This is a genomic window from Mycolicibacterium wolinskyi str. Jessa 2025, assembly GCF_049241375.1.
Lineage (GTDB): Bacteria > Actinomycetota > Actinomycetes > Mycobacteriales > Mycobacteriaceae > Mycobacterium > Mycobacterium wolinskyi.
On the sequence record NZ_CP185960.1, the window covers coordinates 6868295 to 6885765 of the forward strand.

Here is a 17471-nt window from a genome sequence, read left to right on the forward strand (position 1 = left end):
CTAACTCCGGGTGGTTATCGGGGATGGTTGTTGTTGGGTGATGCAGTGGATTCCGCCACCACGCGCGAACAGCGGGCGGGCGTCGACACTGACCACTTCCCGGCCCGGATATTGCTCGGCCAGGATCGCCACCGCGTCGGCGTCACGCGGATCGTCGAAACTGCAGGCGATCACGCCACCGTTGACCACCAGATGGTTGATGTAGCTGTAATCGACGTACCCCTCGGCGTCGGTGAGAGTCGCGGGAGCCGGCATGTCGACGATGTCGAACCGGTCCTCGAGAACGGATCGAATCTCCTTGGACACCACGCTGTCCGGGTGCTGTTCGTCCTGCTGAGTGTGCAGCAGAAGCCGGCCCGGCTGGGTGAAGGCCGCGACGATGTCGACGTGTCCACGCGTTCCGAACCGCTGACTGTCGCGGGTCAACCCCCGCGGTAACCACACCACATCGGTCGCGCCGATGGTGCGCGCCAACTCCGCCTCGACGCCGGCCTTGGTGGCCACCGGATTGCGGCCGGGATCCAATTGCACAGTCTCGGTGACGAGTACGGTGCCCTCACCATCGACCTGGATACCGCCGCCTTCGTTGACGAGGGGCGATGACACCAACTCGACCCCGGCCAGCTCCGCTACGGTGGCGCCGATCTTGGCGTCGCGATCCCAGCGCGCCCAGTCCTGGCCGCCCCACCCGTTGAACACCCAGTCGACCGCGGCCACCGAACCGTCGGCGGCGTGCACGAAGGTCGGGCCGATATCGCGCATCCAGGCGTCGTTCAGTGGCGCTTCGACCAGCTCGACCTGTTGGGACACATATTGTTTCGCAGCGTTCATCTCGGCGGGGTCGACGAGCATCGTCACCGGCTCGAACTGTGCAATCGCATGTGCGACCGCAGCCCAGGTGGACCGTGCCTCGTGCTGCTCCTGCTCGGTGTCACCCAGGGAGTAGCCCTCACAGGGAAAGGCCATCCACACCCGATCCTGCGGCATGCCCTCGGCGGGCATGACGTATCGGGTCATTTGACGACCGCGGTGGCCGCATGGCCGGCGCCGTACGGACGGGACGGGTCGACCGGTGCGGTCAGCGGTCCGTAGCTGTCGGGGCGGCGCGTGAGCAGGAACGGGAACAGCTCGAGCCAGTCCCGCCGCTGATCGAGGTCGAGATCGGCGACCAGTACCGCCTCCTCGTCGCGCGGTGCCTGCACGAGGACGCGGCCGTACGGGTCGGAGATGAACGACGACCCATAGAAGGAGACCGTGCCCTCGTCGCCAGTTCTGTTGGGCACCACCATGAACAGGCCGCTGCTGATTCCATTGGCCACGATCACCTGCTGCCACAACGGCTGGGTGTCGAACGCGGGGAACACGGGCTCCGAGCCGATCGCGGTCGGATACACGACGATTTCCGCGCCACCCAGCGAGTAGTTGCGCGCCACCTCAGGGAACCATTCGTCCCAGCAGGTCGGCATGCCGAGGCGGGCACCCAGGCCCTCGGGGTTGTAGACAGGGTACGGATTGTCGTCAGCTGGGCCGGGCCGGAAGTAAGTGTCCTCGTAGTAGCCCGCCGAGATCGGGATGTGCATCTTGCGCGTGCGTCCGACGAGTTCGCCGGACGGCGAGACCAGGATGGCCGTGTTGTAGCCGAGACCGCCTGCTGCGGGCGCCTTTTCGTACAGCGATGCATGCACGAAGATGCCGTTGGCGCGCGCGGCTTCGGCAGCGAGCGCGAAGGTCGGCCCGCCGGTCAGATCCTCGGCGTGGTCGCCCGGGTTGGGGCCCGCCGGCGTGTCTGCCGGGTAGCGCAGCAGCGTGATCTCGGGCAGGAACACCGCGGTGGCACCCGCGCCCGCGGCGCGGTCGATGCCGTCACGCAGCACTTTGGCCAACTCGTCGGCGTCCGGGCGCCAGCGGTGTTGCACGAGCCCGACTCGCAGCGGCGGCCGCTGAGACGCAGTGGTACGCGACAGCGGTTCGGGCGCGGTGGCCGTCAGGGTGATCATCAGACTCCTAAAACGAATGCAGTTCGTTTATTGTGTGATGCGGACCACCGTGTTGTAAAGCGGTGGGACGAAAACTAGGGGGAACCGGCCATGGGACGTCCGTCGATACCGATCCTGTCGTCAGACCGGATTGCTTCTGCAGCATTGGATTTGGTGAGCGCAACGGGCGGGTTCACCATCCCGGAGCTGGCCCGCAAGCTCAAGGTCAGCCCGTCGTCGCTGTACAACCATGTGTCCGGGCGTGAACAGATCGTCGAGCTCCTGCGCGAGCGCGCGATGTCAGACGTGGATCTGCCCGATATCGACGCCGACCGGCCCTGGGCCGACATCGTGGCCGACGTCATGCGCTCTTACCGGCGCAGTTTTGCTCGCTATCCGCGGCTGATCCCGCTGCTCACCCTCTACGCCGTGAACAGCACCCAGGCGTTCACGATGTACAACGCACTGGCCGTCACGCTGGCCCGGGCCGGTTTCGATCCCGCCGACACCCTGCGGATCATCACGATGTTCGACAATTATGTCCTCGGCTCTGCGCTGGACCTCGCCGCGCCGGAGGAACCGTGGGAATCCGGGGCCGAGGTCGGGCCCGAGCTCGCGGCGGCGTTGGCCACCGGCGCGCCCAAGCCCGCGCGCGCCGACGATGCGTTCGAATTCGGCCTCGCCGTGCTGCTACGGGGACTGGCCGAACCGTAATCTGCACGGGTGGACCACAATGAGTTTCTGAGCCGGCTGCAAACCGACCTGATGGCGATAGAAGCAGTCGCGCTGGCCGAGGGCGGTGACCTCGGCCGACCGGTTCCCACGTGCCCGGGATGGACCGTCGCCGACCTGCTCGGCCATCTGTGGTCGGTCGAGGGCTGGGTCCGCGAGATCCTGCGCACCCGCGAGGTGGCGCAAGAGCGTGAACCGGCCGCCGACCCGACGCGGGCCGTCGCCGATTTCGTCGACGGCATCCCGGATTACCTGACCGCGATGCGAGCCATCAGCCCCGAGGAAGCGTGCTGGAACTTCGGGCCGCCGCCCCGGCTGGCCGGGTTCTGGGGCCGCCGCCAAGCGCACGAGCACGCGATACATCGCGTGGACCTCATCACTGCCTTGGGAAGCGACCCACTCCGCTTCGATCCGGCGTTCGCCGCCGACGGGGTGGACGAGGTGCTGTCGGTGTTCTATCCACGCCAGGTCCGATTCGGCCGCACCGAGCCGATCGCCGCACCGATCCAGTTCTGCGCCAACGACACTGGCGACAAGTGGACCCTCGGAGACGGGGAACCGGTCGCGACGGTGACCTCCGACGCCGCCACGCTCTACCTCGGCCTGTGGAAACGGATCAACCTCCTCGACAGGTCGGAGATCGACGGCGATGACGGCGCGGCACGGGCGGCGCTGGCACACGCGCTCACGCCCTAGCGTCGGGTTTGCCGCTAATCTGGCGAAGTGCCGACAACCTTGTCACGGCGTGGGTTTCTGGCGGTCACCGCCGGAGTGGCGCTCGTTGCCGCGTGTGGTTCGCAAAAGCCGGGCGAAGTCGCCAAAGACGGGTCGGTGACCGTCCGGCACATCTTCGGCGAGACGAAGATCCCGGCGCCACCGCAGCGGGTCGTCAGTGCCGGGTTCACCGAGCAGGACGATCTACTCGCCCTCGGCGTCGTCCCGATCGCGGTGACCGACTGGTTCGGTGGTGAACCGTTCGCGGTGTGGCCGTGGGCCCAGCCCAAACTGGCAGGCGCTCAGCCGACCGTGCTGAGCCTCGCCGACGGCGTCCAGGTCGACCAGATCGCGGCGCTCAAACCCGATCTGATCGTCGCGACCAACGCCGGCCTGGATGCCGACACATACGCCAAACTCTCCGGGATCGCGCCGACCATCGCGCAGTCCGGACGCGACGCGTTCTTCGAACCCTGGAAAGACCAGGCCACGACCATCGGCCAGGCCGTGTTCAAGAACGACGAGATGTCGGGACTCATCAAGGGCGTCGAGGACAAGTTCACGGCCGTGGCGTCCAACAACCCTCAGTTCACCGGAAAGAAGGCAGTGTTGCTGAGCGGCACGCTGTATCGCGACAGCCTGCAGGCCCGGCCACCCGGGTGGCGCACCGAGTTCCTCACACAGATGGGCCTCACCGCCCCCGACGTGCCCGCCCTCATACCGCGCGATCAGTGGGCATCCGTGCTCGACACCGCCGATGTACTGATCTGGACCACCGAAAGCGACCAGGAGCGCGACGCCCTGCTCGCCGATCCCACGATCGCGCAGTTGAAGGCCACCGTGGGTAACCGCAACATCTTCACCACGAAGGAGCTCGCCGGCGCGATCGCGTTCGCGTCGCCACTGTCGTATCCCGTCGTCGCCGACCAGTTGCCGCCCCTGCTCTCGCGCGTGCTGGGTTAGCCGCCCGGCACGGCGAGCGGACGTGGTGTGGGTTCGCCCGGCTACGAGCGACAAAGTCGCGGAAACCGACTCACCTGCCCCACTGGCACCGTCCGCCGCTCTGGTCAAATCACATGCAGCACACAAGCATCGTCCCGCCGCATCGGCCTCTGCAGTAACGCGCCCGCATGCGCGCGACTTTGTCGCTGATAGGTGGGCAGCGGAAATCGCGTGACCGAAGAGGCCGACGGGGCCAGAGTGACAGGTGCGATCGCCGGCGTGGGACTCAAGCGAATGGTGTTGCGCACGAGGCCTTTTCAGCGACATTGTCGCTGCTATGCGGGCGGGATGGCACCTGGCCCCGACAGCGCGACGACGCGACGTCATCGTGCACGCCAGTAGCGCAGGCCCGGCGAGGCCAAGCACCGCGCTGGCCCGAGTCCGCGGTCGACTGACAAGATTGCCCGGTGACAAGCACCCAGGAACACGAGCACCGCGGTACGGCGATCATCGGTTCGGCCTACTATCCGACGCTCGTCGCGGTGTTCACGGCCCTGGTGCTGATCTCCAATGTCGCGGCGACCAAGGGCGTCGCGTTCGGCCCGTTGCTCACCGACGGCGGCTTCATCGTTTTCCCGCTCACGTACGTGATCGGCGACGTGCTGAGTGAGGTGTACGGCTTCAAGGCCGCGAGCCGGGCGATCCTCATCGGTTTCGCCATGCAGGCCCTGGCGGTGGTGGTGCTGTGGACCACCGTGCGCCTGCCCGCCGCACCCGACTATGCGAACCAGGACGCGCTGGCCACCACCGTGGAGTCGATCACCGGCCTGGCCGCGGCAGGCCTGGCCGGGTTCCTCTCCGGCCAGCTGGTGAACGCGGCGATCGTGGTGATGATCAAACAGCGCACCAAGGAGCGGCACCTGTGGGCGCGCCTGCTGGGGTCGACCGTGGTCGGGCAGTTCGCCGACACGCTGGTGTTCTGCGCGATCGCCGCACCGATCATCGGATTCGGCAACATGGGGTCCTTCGCGGTCTACGCCGCGATCGGCTGGATCTACAAGACTGTGATCGAGGCCGTCCTGCTCCCCGTGACCTACCGCGTGATCGCCTTCATCAAGCGCCGTGAGCCCACGTATCAGCTCGCTGTGTGAGGCTTCGATAAGGCAGCTCTGGCAACCTTCACAAACCCGTGTTGTTATTAGCTACTCGCGGGTAGTTTCATGCCATGAGTGTGGCATCGGATTTGATGGACGCGCGGGGTGCAGAAACCGGCCCCGGTACTCCACATGACTATGGCGATCAGGCGTTGCTGCTTGAGTTCGCAAGTACCGCCGAGGTTTTGGCCTGGACGGACACGCTGCGGGAGGCCGGCCTGCCAGGGGTGATGGACATCGTCCCGGCTTCCCGGACGATCCTGATCAAGCTGGACGGGCACCGGTACCAGGCGCCGACGCGGCAGCGGCTGAGCAAGCTGCAGCTACAACCGGGCGCACTGGCCGGGCCACCGGCGGGCGACCGGGTGGACGTCACCATCGACGTGGTCTACGACGGCGCCGACCTGCATGACGTCGCGGAACTGACCGGGCTGACGCCGGCACAGGTGATCGCGGCTCACACCGGGAGCCCGTGGCGGGTCGGTTTCAGCGGGTTCGCGCCCGGCTTCGCCTACCTCGTCGACGGCGACGAACGGCTGCGGGTTCCCCGCCGCGCCGAACCGCGCACCAACGTGCCCGCCGGAGCCGTCGGCCTGGCTGGTGAGTTCAGCGGGATCTATCCGCGCAAGTCGCCCGGCGGCTGGCAGCTGATCGGCCACACCGACGCAGTGCTGTTCGACGTGAATCGAGACAGCCCGGCGCTGCTCACCCCCGGCATGTGGGTGCAGTTCCGGGCGATCGGTTAGGAGGCTCAGATGACCACCACATTGGAAGTCCTGCGCACCGGACCATTGGCGTTGGTCGAGGACCTCGGCCGGCCCGGCTTGGCGCACATGGGCGTCAGCCGCTCCGGCGCAGCCGACCGGCGGTCGCACACGTTGGCCAACCGGCTCGTCGCCAATCCCGGTGAGCGCGCCACGATCGAGGTCACGTTCGGCGGGTTTTCGGCCCGCGTTCGGGGCGGCGACGTCGCGATCGCCGTCACCGGAGCGGACACCGATCCGGCGGTGAACGGAGTTCCGTTCGGCATCAACAGCATTCATCACGTCCACGACGGTCAGGTCATCTCGCTGGGAGCCCCGCACTCGGGCCTGCGCAGCTACCTGGCGGTGCGCGGCGGAATCGCCGTCGAGCCCATTCTGGGCTCCCGCAGCTACGACGTGATGTCGGCGATCGGCCCGGCACCGCTGCGCCCCGGCGACGTGTTGCCGGTCGGTGAGCATACCGATGAGTTCCCCGAGCTCGACCAGGCGCCGGTGGCCGCGATCAGCGAGGACATCGTCGAACTCCGGGTGGTGCCCGGGCCACGTGATGACTGGTTCGTCGACCCCGACATCCTCACTCGCACCAACTGGCTCGTCACCAACCGCAGCGACCGGGTCGGCATGCGGCTGGTGGGAATGCCGATGGACTATCGGTGGCCAGATCGGCAGCTGCCGAGCGAGGGGGCGACCAGGGGTGCAATTCAGGTACCGCCCAACGGCTTTCCGGTGATTCTGGGGCCGGACCATCCGGTCACCGGCGGTTACCCCGTGATCGGTGTCGTCATCGACGAGGACATCGACAAACTGGGACAGGTGCGTCCCGGACAGACGGTCCGGTTGCACTGGGCCTACCCGCGTCAACCTTTCGAGGTTAGTCAAGACACTTACGCAGAGCGCTGGTAAAACAAGAGTGTGGTCTCCCCGAATACCTACGCTCCTCACGTGCGCGGGGTTCTCCATACTGCACGCCTGGTCCACACCTCCGACCTCGACCACGAGACCCGCGAGGGCGCGCACCAGATGGTCATCGACGCGTTCGACGGTGATTTCACGGATGCCGACTGGGAACACTCGCTCGGCGGCATGCATGCGCTGATCTGCCACCATGGTGCGCTCATCGCGCACGGTGCCGTTGTTCAACGCCGGATGCTGTACCGCGATATCGCCCTGCGATGCGGCTACATCGAGGGCGTGGCGGTCCGCGAGGACTGGCGCGGCCAGGGGCTGGGCACCGCCGTCATGGATGCCTTGGAACAAGTGCTGCGCGGGGCCTATCAGCTCGGCGCGCTGAGCGCCTCGGACGTCGGCCGGCAGATGTACACCTCTCGTGGCTGGTTGCCATGGCAGGGGCCGACGTCGGTGCTCGCGCCCTCGGGCCTGGTTCGGACCGCCGAGGACGACGGCGGGGTGTTCGTGCTGCCGATGGGCATCGAATTGGACACCACCGCGGCGATCGCGTGCGACTGGCGCGACGGCGACGTCTGGTAAAGCGGCCTCACACCCGACGTGATGACCCGGTGAGGGGAAGTTCACGGCCGAGTCACCGCGGGCAGCTTTCGGGCAATAAACGCTTTCTAGCGTTTCCTCATGCCCAATCTGTTGAAGTCGAACCGCATCACCAACTGGGATCCCGAGGACACGGTCGCGTGGGAGGCCGGAAACAAGTTCGTCGCGCGTCGCAATTTGATCTGGTCGGTGTTCGCAGAGCACATCGGCTTCTCGATCTGGTCCATCTGGTCGGTGATGGTGCTGTTCATGCCCGAGGCGGTGTACGGCTTCTCCGCCGGTGACAAGTTCCTGCTCGGCGCCACCGCCACGCTGGTGGGTGGCTGCCTGCGGATTCCCTACACGCTGGCCACCGCCACCTTCGGTGGCCGCAACTGGACGGTGTTCTCGGCGTTCGTCCTGGTGGTGCCGACCACCATGACCCTCGTGCTGATGGCCAACCCCGGCCTGCCGCTGTGGCCGTACCTGCTGTGCGCGGCGCTCGCGGGCTTCGGCGGGGGCAACTTCGCCTCGTCGATGACCAACATCAACGCCTTCTACCCGCAGCGGCTCAAAGGCTGGGCGTTGGGGCTCAACGCGGGCGGCGGCAACATCGGCGTGCCGATGATCCAGCTCGTCGGCCTGCTCGTGATCGCGACCGCGGGCAACCGGGCGCCGTACTGGGTGTGCGCGATCTACCTCGTGGCCCTGGCCGTCGCAGGCATCGGCGCCGCGCTGTACATGGACAACCTCGAACAGCACAAGATCGACCTCGGCGCGATGAAAGCCATTCTCTCCGAGCGGGATACGTGGGTCATCTCGTTGCTCTACATCGGGACGTTCGGCTCGTTCATCGGATTCGCGTTCGCATTCGGCCAGGTGCTGCAGATCAACTTCGCCGCGGGCGGCCAGACTCCGGCGCAGGCCTCGCTGCATGCCGCCCAGATCGCGTTCATCGGGCCGCTGCTCGGATCGCTGTCGCGGGTTTACGGCGGCAAGCTCGCCGACCGGATCGGCGGTGGCCGAGTCACTTTGGCGGTGTTCGGCGGCATGATCCTGGCCGCGGGCCTGCTGGTCGCGATCAGCGTGGTCGACGACCACAGCACCGGCGCGGCGACCGGCCTGATGATGGCCGGCTACGTGATCGGGTTCATCGCCCTGTTCCTGCTGAGCGGGCTGGGCAACGGCTCGGTGTACAAGATGATCCCGTCCATCTTCGAGGCGCGCAGCCACTCGCTGCAGGTCAGCGAGGAAGAGCGGCAGAAGTGGTCGCTGTCGATGTCGGGCGCGTTGATCGGCTTCGCGGGTGCAATCGGCGCCCTGGGCGGCGTCGGCATCAACCTCGCGCTGCGGCAGTCCTACCTGTCGAGCGGATCGGCCACCGCGGCGTTCTGGATCTTCCTGGCGTTCTACGTGCTGGCGTCGGTGGTCACGTGGGTGCGTTACGTCCGTCGCCCGGTTGCGACCCAGGTCACAGTGGACGAATCGCAGCGACACGCCTCAGCAATCGCCGGGTAACGACTTGGAAACACGGCCTGCATACACAGGAACCATGAGTGAGCCCGACTGGGCACCGCTCACCGGTTTTCGGGTGGCGGTGACCTCTTCCCGCCGTGCCGACGAACTGACTGCGCTGCTCCGCAGGCGGGGTGCGACGGTGACGAGCGCAGCCGCCATCACGATGGTCCCGCTGCCCGACGACGACGAACTGCGTTCGCACACAGAGTCGTTGATCGACCTGCCGCCCGACATCGTGGTCGCCACGACGGGCATCGGGTTTCGGGGCTGGATCGCCGCGGCCGACGGCTGGGGGTTGGCGAACGAGTTGACCGACGCCCTCGGTAAGGCCCGCATCGTGTCCCGCGGCCCGAAGGCCACCGGCGCGCTGCGGGCAGCCGGGCTGCCCGAGGAATGGTCACCGGAGTCGGAGTCCTCGCGCGAGGTCGTGCGGTATCTCGTCGAGCACGGCGTCGCCGGCCAACGCATCGCCGTCCAGCTGCACGGCGCCACCGACGAGTGGGATCCGTTCCCGGAATTCCTCGACGAACTACGCGAGGCCGGCGCCGAGGTGGTGCCGATCCGGGTGTATCGCTGGCATCCCGCGCCCGCTGACGGGGACTTCGATCAACTGGTGGCCGGCATCGCCGAACGCCGCTTCGACGCCGTCAGCTTCACCTCGGCGCCCGCGGTGGCGTCGGTCCTGATGCGGGCGACCGAGATGGGGATCGCCGACCGGGTGGTGTCGGCCCTGCGCACCGATGTGCACGCGATGTGCGTCGGCCCGGTCACCGCCCGCCCGCTGGTTCGGCTCGGCGTGCCGACGTCGGCGCCCGAACGCATGCGACTGGGCGCCCTCGCCCGTCACATCACCGACGAATTGCCGCTGCTGCAGTCCCGCACGGTGCGGGTGGCCGGCCATGTGCTCGAGATCCGGGGTACATGCGTGCTCGTCGACGGCGTCGTCAAGTCGCTGTCCCCGGCGGCCATGGCGACCATCCGCGCGCTGGCACATCGGCCGGGTGCGGTGGTGTCGCGGTTCGACCTGCTCGGGGCGCTGCCGGGCAGCGGAACCGACACCCACGCCGTCGAGACGGCCGTGCTCCGGCTGCGAACGGCCCTGGGCGACAAGAACATCGTGTCGACTGTGGTGAAGCGGGGCTACCGCCTGGCCGTCGACGACGCCGAGATGACAGATATGGCGCGGGCGCTATGAGCCTGGTATTGGTCGCACACGGAACCCGCAAGCCCGGCGGCGTCGCGATGATCGGCGATCTGGCCGACCGGGTGGCCGGGCTGCTCGACCGCAGGGTGCACGTCTCGTTCGTCGACGTGCTCGGGCCGACCCCCGCAGAGGTGCTCGCCACGCTGCCGACGGACCGGCCCGCGGTCCTGGTTCCGGCGTTCCTGGCCGCGGGCTACCACGTCCGCGTCGATGTGCCCGCCCACGTCGCTGCCAGCGGGCATCCGCTGGTCAGCGTCACGCCTCCGCTTGGCCCCTGTCTTGGCACCGTGCGCGTCATCGCCGACCGTCTGGTCGAGTCGGGCTGGCGCCCAGGGGATTCGGTGATCCTGGCCGCGGCGGGAACGTCAGACCCGAGCGCACAGTCCGATCTGCGCCGCACCGCGGCGATGCTGTCAGCCGTTACCGGCGACCGCGTAGAACTGGCCTACGCCGCCACCGGCGCCCCCAGCGTGGCCGACGCCGTCGCGGCGCAACGCCGCCGCAGCGAGCGCCGCGTAGTTGTTGCTTCCTATTTGCTCGCCGACGGACTTTTCCAGGATCGGCTGCGTGCTTCCGGTGCCGACCTGGTGAGTGACCCACTGGGCACCCATCCGGGCATGGTCAGACTGATCGCGAACCGGTTCCGCCGGGCGGGCGTACTCAGCCTTCCTGCCGCGGCGTGAGCTCACCATTTTGACCGCGTAGGGCACAGCAAACACCGTCAGCAACAGCGCGGCACCGCCGCCGCCGACCGACAGCGCGACATTTCTGCGATCGGTGACCAATCCAGCACACTGCGCGACGTAGTCACTCATAGCGAACGCCGGCCCCGCCAGGGTGTGCTGGTCGAGGTTGAGCAGATCCTGCTTGGCCGCGACCTCGTAATCGGGGCTGAAGGCGCTGCCACACGGGATGGGCTGCCCCGTCCGATCGACCGCGTTCAGGCCAAGCGGCAGCGCCACAGCAACCAACGCGCCGAGCACTGCCGACGCGCCCAGCAGATTCAGGATCGACCGCCCGAGCATTACTCATCACCCCCGTTCGAAGGTTCCCCCTCGGGTGCGAGTCTAAACATCTCCAGCGAACATCTCTAGTTAGCCAGTTGGGCATCACCCGGCACCGCCACCGTTGTTCAACTGTTGTTCACTTTGGCAAAGATCACGATCAAAACACGGCCTGTGCAGGTGGTTAACTTTGTAACCCAAGTTATTGACGCGCGCGTGGCGGCTCTCCGAGTGAATATGCGAGTTGTACTCAGCTATCGTTATGTCGATCATTGGCCGGAGTTTGCGGGGGTATGGGTAGGTTGCAGGTGACAAGACCGGGCTGCGCAGCGCGTGATAATGGCCAAAACTGCTGTGCCAGTGCCTAACTCAGCACCTGCGGAGCGGCTGCGTCAGAACCTGCTCAGCGCCCTGGAAAGCAGCAAGAAACCCATGTCGACCGCGCAGTTGCGCGACCACATCCACGAGCACTTCCGGGAACCCGTCGTGATCGAGGCGGTGTACCGGAATCTGACGGTTCTCGAACGGCGCGGCGACGTGCGCCGCCGCAAACTTCCTGGTCGCGACGCCCACTGGACGCGCGCCGACTGATCAAGCCGCGATCTGGACGATTCCCGCGGATGTGACCCGGGTTCGGTAAACGGGAATCGACACCGCCGCGTCGTCGAGGCAGCTGCCGTCGTCGAACGCGAACGCCTGTTTCTTGATCGGTGACTGCACGGTTGCCCGGCCGCCCCGGTCCCCGACGATTCCGCGCGACATCACCGCCGCACCCGAGAACGGGTCGATGTTGCCCACGGCGTGCAACGAACCGTCATCGAGTCGGAACAATGCCGCCTGAGAGCCGTCCGGCAACAACACCGCGACGCCGCGGCACGGCATCAGATAGTCGTAGCGGCACGCTGTCGTCCACTCCGAAAGGGTTTGCGCATGGGAGTCTTCACGATCGTCGAGCAATGTCATTTCGCCTCCTGGAATCCGCGAACCTTCGGCATCCCGATATCGGTCGCGCCCGGCACCTTGCGGCCGGCGCGCTCGGTGAACGTGATGGTCGGATCGGCCACGTCGGGCGCGTTGACGAACGACACGAAACGCGAGAGCTTCTCCGGATCCTCCAGCACGCCCTTCCATTCGCAGGCATAGCCGGCGACGTGGCGCTCCATGGCCGCCTCGAACTCCGACGCCAGGCCGAGGGAGTCGTTGCACACGACGTCGCGCAGGTGGTCGAGCCCGCCATCCATGGCCTCCAACCACGGCGCGGTGCGCTGCAGCCGATCCGCGGTGCGGATGTAGAACATCAGGAAGCGGTCGATGTAGCGGATCAGCGTCTCGTCGTCGAGGTCGCCGGCCAGTAACTGCGCGTGCCGCGGCGACATTCCGCCGTTGCCGCACACATAGAGGTTCCAGCCCTGCTCGGTGGCGATGATGCCGACGTCTTTGCTCTGCGCTTCGGCACATTCGCGCGCACAGCCCGAGACGGCCATCTTGATCTTGTGCGGCGCACGCAGACCCCGATAGCGCTTCTCGATCTCGACGGCCATGTTCACCGAATCCTGTTGGCCGTACCGGCACCACGTACTGCCCACGCAACTCTTCACCGTGCGCAGCGATTTGCCGTACGCGTGGCCGGACTCCATTCCGCCCTCGACCAGCCGCCGCCAGATCTCCGGTAGCTGTTCGACGCGAGCACCGAACATGTCGATCCGCTGCCCGCCGGTGATCTTGGTGTAAAGGTCGAAATCCCTTGCGATCTCTCCGATCAGGATCAGCTGTTCCGGGGTGATCTCACCGCCCGGCGACCGCGGCACCACTGAGTAGCTGCCGTTCTTCTGGATGTTGGCCAGGAAGTGGTCGTTGGAGTCCTGCAGTGAGGCCTGCTCGCCATCCAGGATGTGGTCGGAACTCGTCGAGGCCAGGATCGACGCGATCGTGGGTTTGCAGATGTCGCAACCTTTTCCGGTACCGAACTGCTCGATCAGACCGGAGAACGTGCGGATCTCGGTGGCGCTGATGATCTCGAACAGCTCGGCCCGGGATTGGGTGAAGTGCTCGCACAGCGCCTTGGACTGCTCGACGCCCTCGGCCTCAAGCAACTGCTTGAGCAGCGGCACACAGGATCCGCAGGATGTGCCGGCCAGCGTGCACTTCTTCAGGCCGGCGACATCGGTGCAGCCCCCGCAGATCGCCTCCTTCAAGTCACCCTTGGTCACGTTGTTGCACGAGCAGATCTGCGCGATATCGGGCAGTGCGCCGACGCCGAGAGCGGACGCCCCGGCTCCACCTTCAGCGGGCGGCGCGATCAACGACAGTGGGTCGCCGGGCAACTCGCTCGCGACCATCGGGCGCAGCACGCCATAGGCCGACGCGTCGCCCACCAGGATGCCGCCGAGAAGCGTCTTGGCATCATCCGAGAGAACCAGCTTGGCGTAGGTCTTCTTGACCGGATCGTTGACCACGACGTCCAGGCAGTTGGGCGTGCGCCCCTGGGCGTCACCGAAACTCGCCACATCGACGCCGAGCAGTTTGAGCTTGGTGGACATGTCGGCCTCGGGGAATTCGGCCTCTCCGCCGAGCAGCCGGTCGGCGACGACCTCGGCACTCGTGTAGCCGGGGCCGACCAGGCCGTAGCAGCGGCCCTCGATCGCGGCCACCTCACCGATCGCGTAGATACTCGGATCGCTTGTGACACACGACAGATCGGTGAGCACACCGCCACGTTGGGCGATGTCGAGACCGGCCTGGCGGGCCAGTTCGTCGCGCGGGCGCACACCGGCGGCGAAGACGACCACGCCGGCGTCGATACTGCTGCCGTCATTGAGCGAAAGCCGCACGGAGTCGTCGATGTCGGACTTGCGCAGCGGCTTGTTCCGCTGGACCGGCTGGATGCTCTCGGTGCCGACCCCGGTGTGCACCTCGATACCGAGACCGCGGATCATCCGGTTGAGCAGTGCGCCGCCTGCCGGATCCAGCTGGGCCGCCATCAGGTGCGGCGACATCTCCAACACATGGGTCGTCAGCCCGAACGCGCGCAACGCGTTGGCGGCTTCCAGGCCGAGCAGCCCGCCGCCGATCACCACGCCGACCGGCGTCTTGGTGTCGACCGCGGCGAGTGCTCCGGCGCGGATGGCATCAAGATCGTCGAGGGTCCGGTAGACGTGGCAGTGCGGCAGGTCGTGGCCCGGCACGGGCGGCACGAACGCGTACGAACCGGTCGCCAGCACCAGCGTGTCGTATCCGATGGAGTCGCCGTCGGCGGTGCGCACCGTCTTGGCGGCGCGGTCGATCTCGACCACCGCGCTGCCGAGCCTCAACTCGACGCGGTCGTCGCCCGCATAGTCGTTGCCCGGAAGCGCCAACCTGGCCCGGTCCCAGTGCTCGGTGTAGCCGGTGAGCCCGACGCGGTCGTAGGCGGCGTCGGCCTCCTCGGACAGGACGGTCACCCGCCAGGTGCCCTGCTCATCCCTGGCCCGCAACGCCTCGACGAAGCGGTGGCCCACCATGCCGTGGCCCACGACGACGACGTTTCTTGTTGACTGCATACGGCGAGGTTAAAAAGCCGATATTGCCGAAATGTCGCGCTGTGTGAAGCGCCCATCACGGTGTGCTCACGGTTTGCCGAACGCACCTGTGAGGTCGCGGGCCGGTGAGGTGCGGCTAGCCGTGCTGGCGTGCGAGGGCCTGCCCGATCACGCGCGCACCCTCGTCGAACCGGGCCGGATCCGGGCCCGAGTAGTTCAAGCGCAGGAACGGGCCTGCCGGCTCGGCGGGGAACCATTCCGAACCCGGCGCGACCAGCACCCCGTCGGCTTCGCAATCGCGGGCCAGGCGCTCGAGATCGGTGGCATCGGGCAACCGCAACCACACGTGCAGCCCACCGCGGGGCACCTGGTCGAGGTGCGCGTCGCGGACGTGTTCGTCCAGGCACGAGATCAGGAGATTGCGGCGGGCTTTCAGCTGTTCGGCCAGATCACGCAGATGGGTGCGCCAGGCCGGTTGCGTCACCACGTCGAGTGCCGCGGCCTGCAACAGCCCGCTGACGTACATCGACTCGGCGCCGCGATCGGCGAGGATGCGCTCGCGCGCGGGTCCCCTGGCGATGATCGCCGCCACCCGGATCGACGGCGACACGCTCTTGGTCAGCGAACGCAGATAGATGACATGACCACCGTCGTCGTGCGCGGCAACCGGCCGCGCGGTCGTGTCGATACCGAAATCGTGCGCCCAGTCGTCCTCGACGAGAAACGCGCCGTGCTTGCGCACGACGTCGAGCACCTGCTGGGCACGCTCGGAGGTCCATTGCGCGCCAGTCGGATTCGCGAAGTTGGGTTGCGCGTAGAAGACCCTGGCGCCGGTCTCGGCGAAGGCCCGGGCAAGCTCGTCGGGATCGGGCCCGCTCGTGCCGCTCGGCACCGGAACCAGCCGCACCCCCGCTTGTGCGGCCGCGAGAATCGCACCCCAGTAACTGGGCGATTCGATGAGCAACGGTTGTCCGAACCCGACCAACGCACGGAACGTCGAGCTGAGCCCGCTCTGGCTGCCGGGCAGGACGATCACGTCGCGCGGTGACGGTGCGCTGACGTTCGCCGGGCTCGCCTCGGCAAGCTCCTGCGCGAACCACGCCTGCAGTTCCGGCAGGCCCGGCGCAGGCGATCGGTTGAGTGCGGTGTCGCCGCGCGCGGCCCGCGCGACGGCGGCCCGCACGAGGCGTTGCGGCAGGAGTTCGCGGTCGGGGTAGCCCGAGTGCAGCCCGATGACGTCGGGGGCGCTGCTGCGCAGGGGTGTCGACAGGGCCGGGATGCGGGCGTGCGGAGATCGCAACGCGGCCGTCTGCCAACCGTAATCGGGTGGGCGGGCGGTACGGACGGCCCGCACGAACGTGCCGACACCTGGCCGGCTTTCCACCAAACCGAGGCCACGCAGTGTGCGCATCGCTTTGGCGACCGTGACCGGGCTCGCGTTGTACCGGGCCACCAGCGCCCGGTTCGACGGCAGTTGCGCACCGGACGGTGCGGTGGCGATCCACTGCCGCAGACCGGTGACGATCCGCTCAGTGCTATCGTTATCCATGTTGGATCAGAGTAGCGCTACTACCCAGTCGCGGTCACCGCTATCGCACGCCGGTCTCTGGTGGGGTTTGCTCGGCGTCACGGCCTTCTCGTTCACCGTGGTGTTCACCCGCGTCGCGGTCGGCGGCTTGTCACCGTTGTTCATCGGTGCCGGACGCGCCGTGGTCGCCGCGCTGCTCGCCACCACCGCGCTCGTCCTGACCAGGCAGGCCCTGCCGCGCGGCAGGCAGTGGATACGGCTCGCCGTCGTCGCCGCCGGCATCGTCGCGGGCTTCCCGTTGTTGACCTCCTATGCGCTGACGACCGTGCCCGCCAGTCACGGCGCCGTGGTCATCGCGTTGCTGCCCGCGGCGACCGCGGTCGCGGCCGTGCTCCGCGGGCGCGAACGTCCGCCGCTGGCGTTCTGGGTCACGGTCGGGATCGGCGCCGTCGCCGCCGTGGTGTTCGCGATGATCCACGGCGGCGGTTTCGGGCATCTGAGCTGGGCCGACCTGCTGCTGTTCGGAGCCGTCGTCGCGGCGGCCATCGGCTACGCCGAGGGCGGGCTGCTCGCGCGTGAACTCGGCGCGTGGCAGACGGTGTCGTGGGCGCTCGTGGTGGCAGCCCCGGTCATGGTCGTGCTGACCGCCGTATCGGTCATACAGCAGCCGCCACACGCCACCGCCAATCAGTGGGCGGCGTTCGCCTACCTCGCCGCGGTCAGCATGTATCTCGGCTTCTTCGCGTGGTACCGCGGCCTGGCCATCGGTCCGATCGCCCAGGTGAGCCAGGTGCAACTCGTCCAGCCCGTGATGACCATCTGCTGGGCGGCGCTGATGCTGCACGAGGGTCTCACCTGGGTGACCGTGCTCGGCGGCGCCGCGGTGATCGCATCCGCGGGGCTGGCAGTTCGGATCAGGCTCGGCTGATCCG

At 67.4% G+C, this 17471-nt stretch carries 17 protein-coding genes; 12 read left to right on the top strand and 5 right to left on the bottom strand.

The window, feature by feature from the left end; genetic code table 11:
* Window positions 1–1017, bottom strand: coding sequence for an agmatine deiminase family protein (locus tag ACOI2T_RS34020; protein ID WP_409506408.1), 1017 nt, complete (start codon window positions 1015–1017; stop codon window positions 1–3).
* Window positions 1014–1997, bottom strand: coding sequence for a nitrilase-related carbon-nitrogen hydrolase (locus tag ACOI2T_RS34025; protein ID WP_409506407.1), 984 nt, complete (start codon window positions 1995–1997; stop codon window positions 1014–1016). The genes ACOI2T_RS34020 and ACOI2T_RS34025 overlap by 4 nt, the downstream gene beginning before the upstream one ends.
* 90 nt (window positions 1998–2087) lie before the next feature.
* On the opposite strand from ACOI2T_RS34025, the gene ACOI2T_RS34030 reads away from it, so the two are divergent.
* From ACOI2T_RS34030 to ACOI2T_RS34080, 11 genes are all read left to right on the top strand, one after another.
* Complete coding sequence (locus tag ACOI2T_RS34030; protein ID WP_085146063.1) at window positions 2088–2690, top strand: TetR/AcrR family transcriptional regulator C-terminal domain-containing protein; 603 nt, start codon at window positions 2088–2090, stop codon at window positions 2688–2690.
* Between the two features lie 9 nt (window positions 2691–2699).
* Window positions 2700–3404: a maleylpyruvate isomerase family mycothiol-dependent enzyme gene (locus tag ACOI2T_RS34035; RefSeq protein ID WP_409506406.1), complete on the top strand. Its 705-nt coding sequence runs from the start codon at window positions 2700–2702 to the stop codon at window positions 3402–3404.
* 27 nt (window positions 3405–3431) lie between these two features.
* A complete protein-coding gene (locus ACOI2T_RS34040) occupies window positions 3432–4385 on the top strand; it encodes an ABC transporter substrate-binding protein (RefSeq protein ID WP_409506405.1) in 954 nt (317 codons plus the stop codon).
* Between the two features lie 446 nt (window positions 4386–4831).
* Window positions 4832–5515: a queuosine precursor transporter gene (locus tag ACOI2T_RS34045; RefSeq protein ID WP_409506404.1), complete on the top strand. Its 684-nt coding sequence runs from the start codon at window positions 4832–4834 to the stop codon at window positions 5513–5515.
* A gap of 74 nt (window positions 5516–5589) precedes the next feature.
* Complete coding sequence (locus tag ACOI2T_RS34050; protein ID WP_409506403.1) at window positions 5590–6264, top strand: 5-oxoprolinase subunit B family protein; 675 nt, start codon at window positions 5590–5592, stop codon at window positions 6262–6264.
* Between the two features lie 9 nt (window positions 6265–6273).
* The gene (locus ACOI2T_RS34055; protein WP_409506402.1) at window positions 6274–7185 is read left to right on the top strand and encodes a 5-oxoprolinase/urea amidolyase family protein; all 912 of its coding nucleotides are present in this window, start codon (window positions 6274–6276) and stop codon (window positions 7183–7185) included.
* A 9-nt stretch (window positions 7186–7194) separates the two neighbouring features.
* Window positions 7195–7770: a GNAT family N-acetyltransferase gene (locus ACOI2T_RS34060; RefSeq protein WP_067848111.1), complete on the top strand. Its 576-nt coding sequence runs from the start codon at window positions 7195–7197 to the stop codon at window positions 7768–7770.
* 99 nt (window positions 7771–7869) lie between these two features.
* Window positions 7870–9285 carry a nitrate/nitrite transporter gene (locus tag ACOI2T_RS34065; protein WP_085146057.1) on the top strand — a complete coding sequence of 472 codons (1416 nt, stop codon included), beginning with the start codon at window positions 7870–7872 and terminating at the stop codon, window positions 9283–9285.
* Window positions 9286–9319: 34 nt separating this feature from the next.
* Window positions 9320–10480: a uroporphyrinogen-III synthase gene (locus ACOI2T_RS34070; protein WP_409506401.1), complete on the top strand. Its 1161-nt coding sequence runs from the start codon at window positions 9320–9322 to the stop codon at window positions 10478–10480.
* The gene (locus ACOI2T_RS34075) at window positions 10477–11172 is read left to right on the top strand and encodes a sirohydrochlorin chelatase (RefSeq protein ID WP_409506400.1); all 696 of its coding nucleotides are present in this window, start codon (window positions 10477–10479) and stop codon (window positions 11170–11172) included. The genes ACOI2T_RS34070 and ACOI2T_RS34075 overlap by 4 nt, the downstream gene beginning before the upstream one ends.
* A gap of 681 nt (window positions 11173–11853) precedes the next feature.
* Window positions 11854–12084: a Fur family transcriptional regulator gene (locus ACOI2T_RS34080; RefSeq protein WP_409506399.1), complete on the top strand. Its 231-nt coding sequence runs from the start codon at window positions 11854–11856 to the stop codon at window positions 12082–12084.
* Here the strand turns inward: ACOI2T_RS34080 and nirD are convergent, their stop codons facing one another.
* The 3 genes from nirD to ACOI2T_RS34095 form a co-directional block, all read right to left on the bottom strand.
* Window positions 12085–12456 (bottom strand): nitrite reductase small subunit NirD, encoded by a 372-nt coding sequence (gene nirD / locus ACOI2T_RS34085; protein ID WP_409506398.1) that lies wholly within the window; start codon window positions 12454–12456, stop codon window positions 12085–12087.
* A complete protein-coding gene (gene nirB / locus ACOI2T_RS34090; RefSeq protein WP_409506397.1) occupies window positions 12453–15032 on the bottom strand; it encodes a nitrite reductase large subunit NirB in 2580 nt (859 codons plus the stop codon). Before nirB ends, nirD begins: the two co-directional genes overlap by 4 nt.
* Window positions 15033–15147: 115 nt before the next feature.
* Window positions 15148–16560, bottom strand: a complete 1413-nt coding sequence (locus tag ACOI2T_RS34095) for an aminotransferase-like domain-containing protein (protein ID WP_409506396.1) — start codon at window positions 16558–16560, stop codon at window positions 15148–15150.
* On the opposite strand from ACOI2T_RS34095, the gene ACOI2T_RS34100 reads away from it, so the two are divergent.
* The gene (locus ACOI2T_RS34100; RefSeq protein WP_409506395.1) at window positions 16559–17467 is read left to right on the top strand and encodes a DMT family transporter; all 909 of its coding nucleotides are present in this window, start codon (window positions 16559–16561) and stop codon (window positions 17465–17467) included. The genes ACOI2T_RS34095 and ACOI2T_RS34100 overlap by 2 nt on opposite strands.
* Window positions 17468–17471 lie beyond the last annotated feature (4 nt).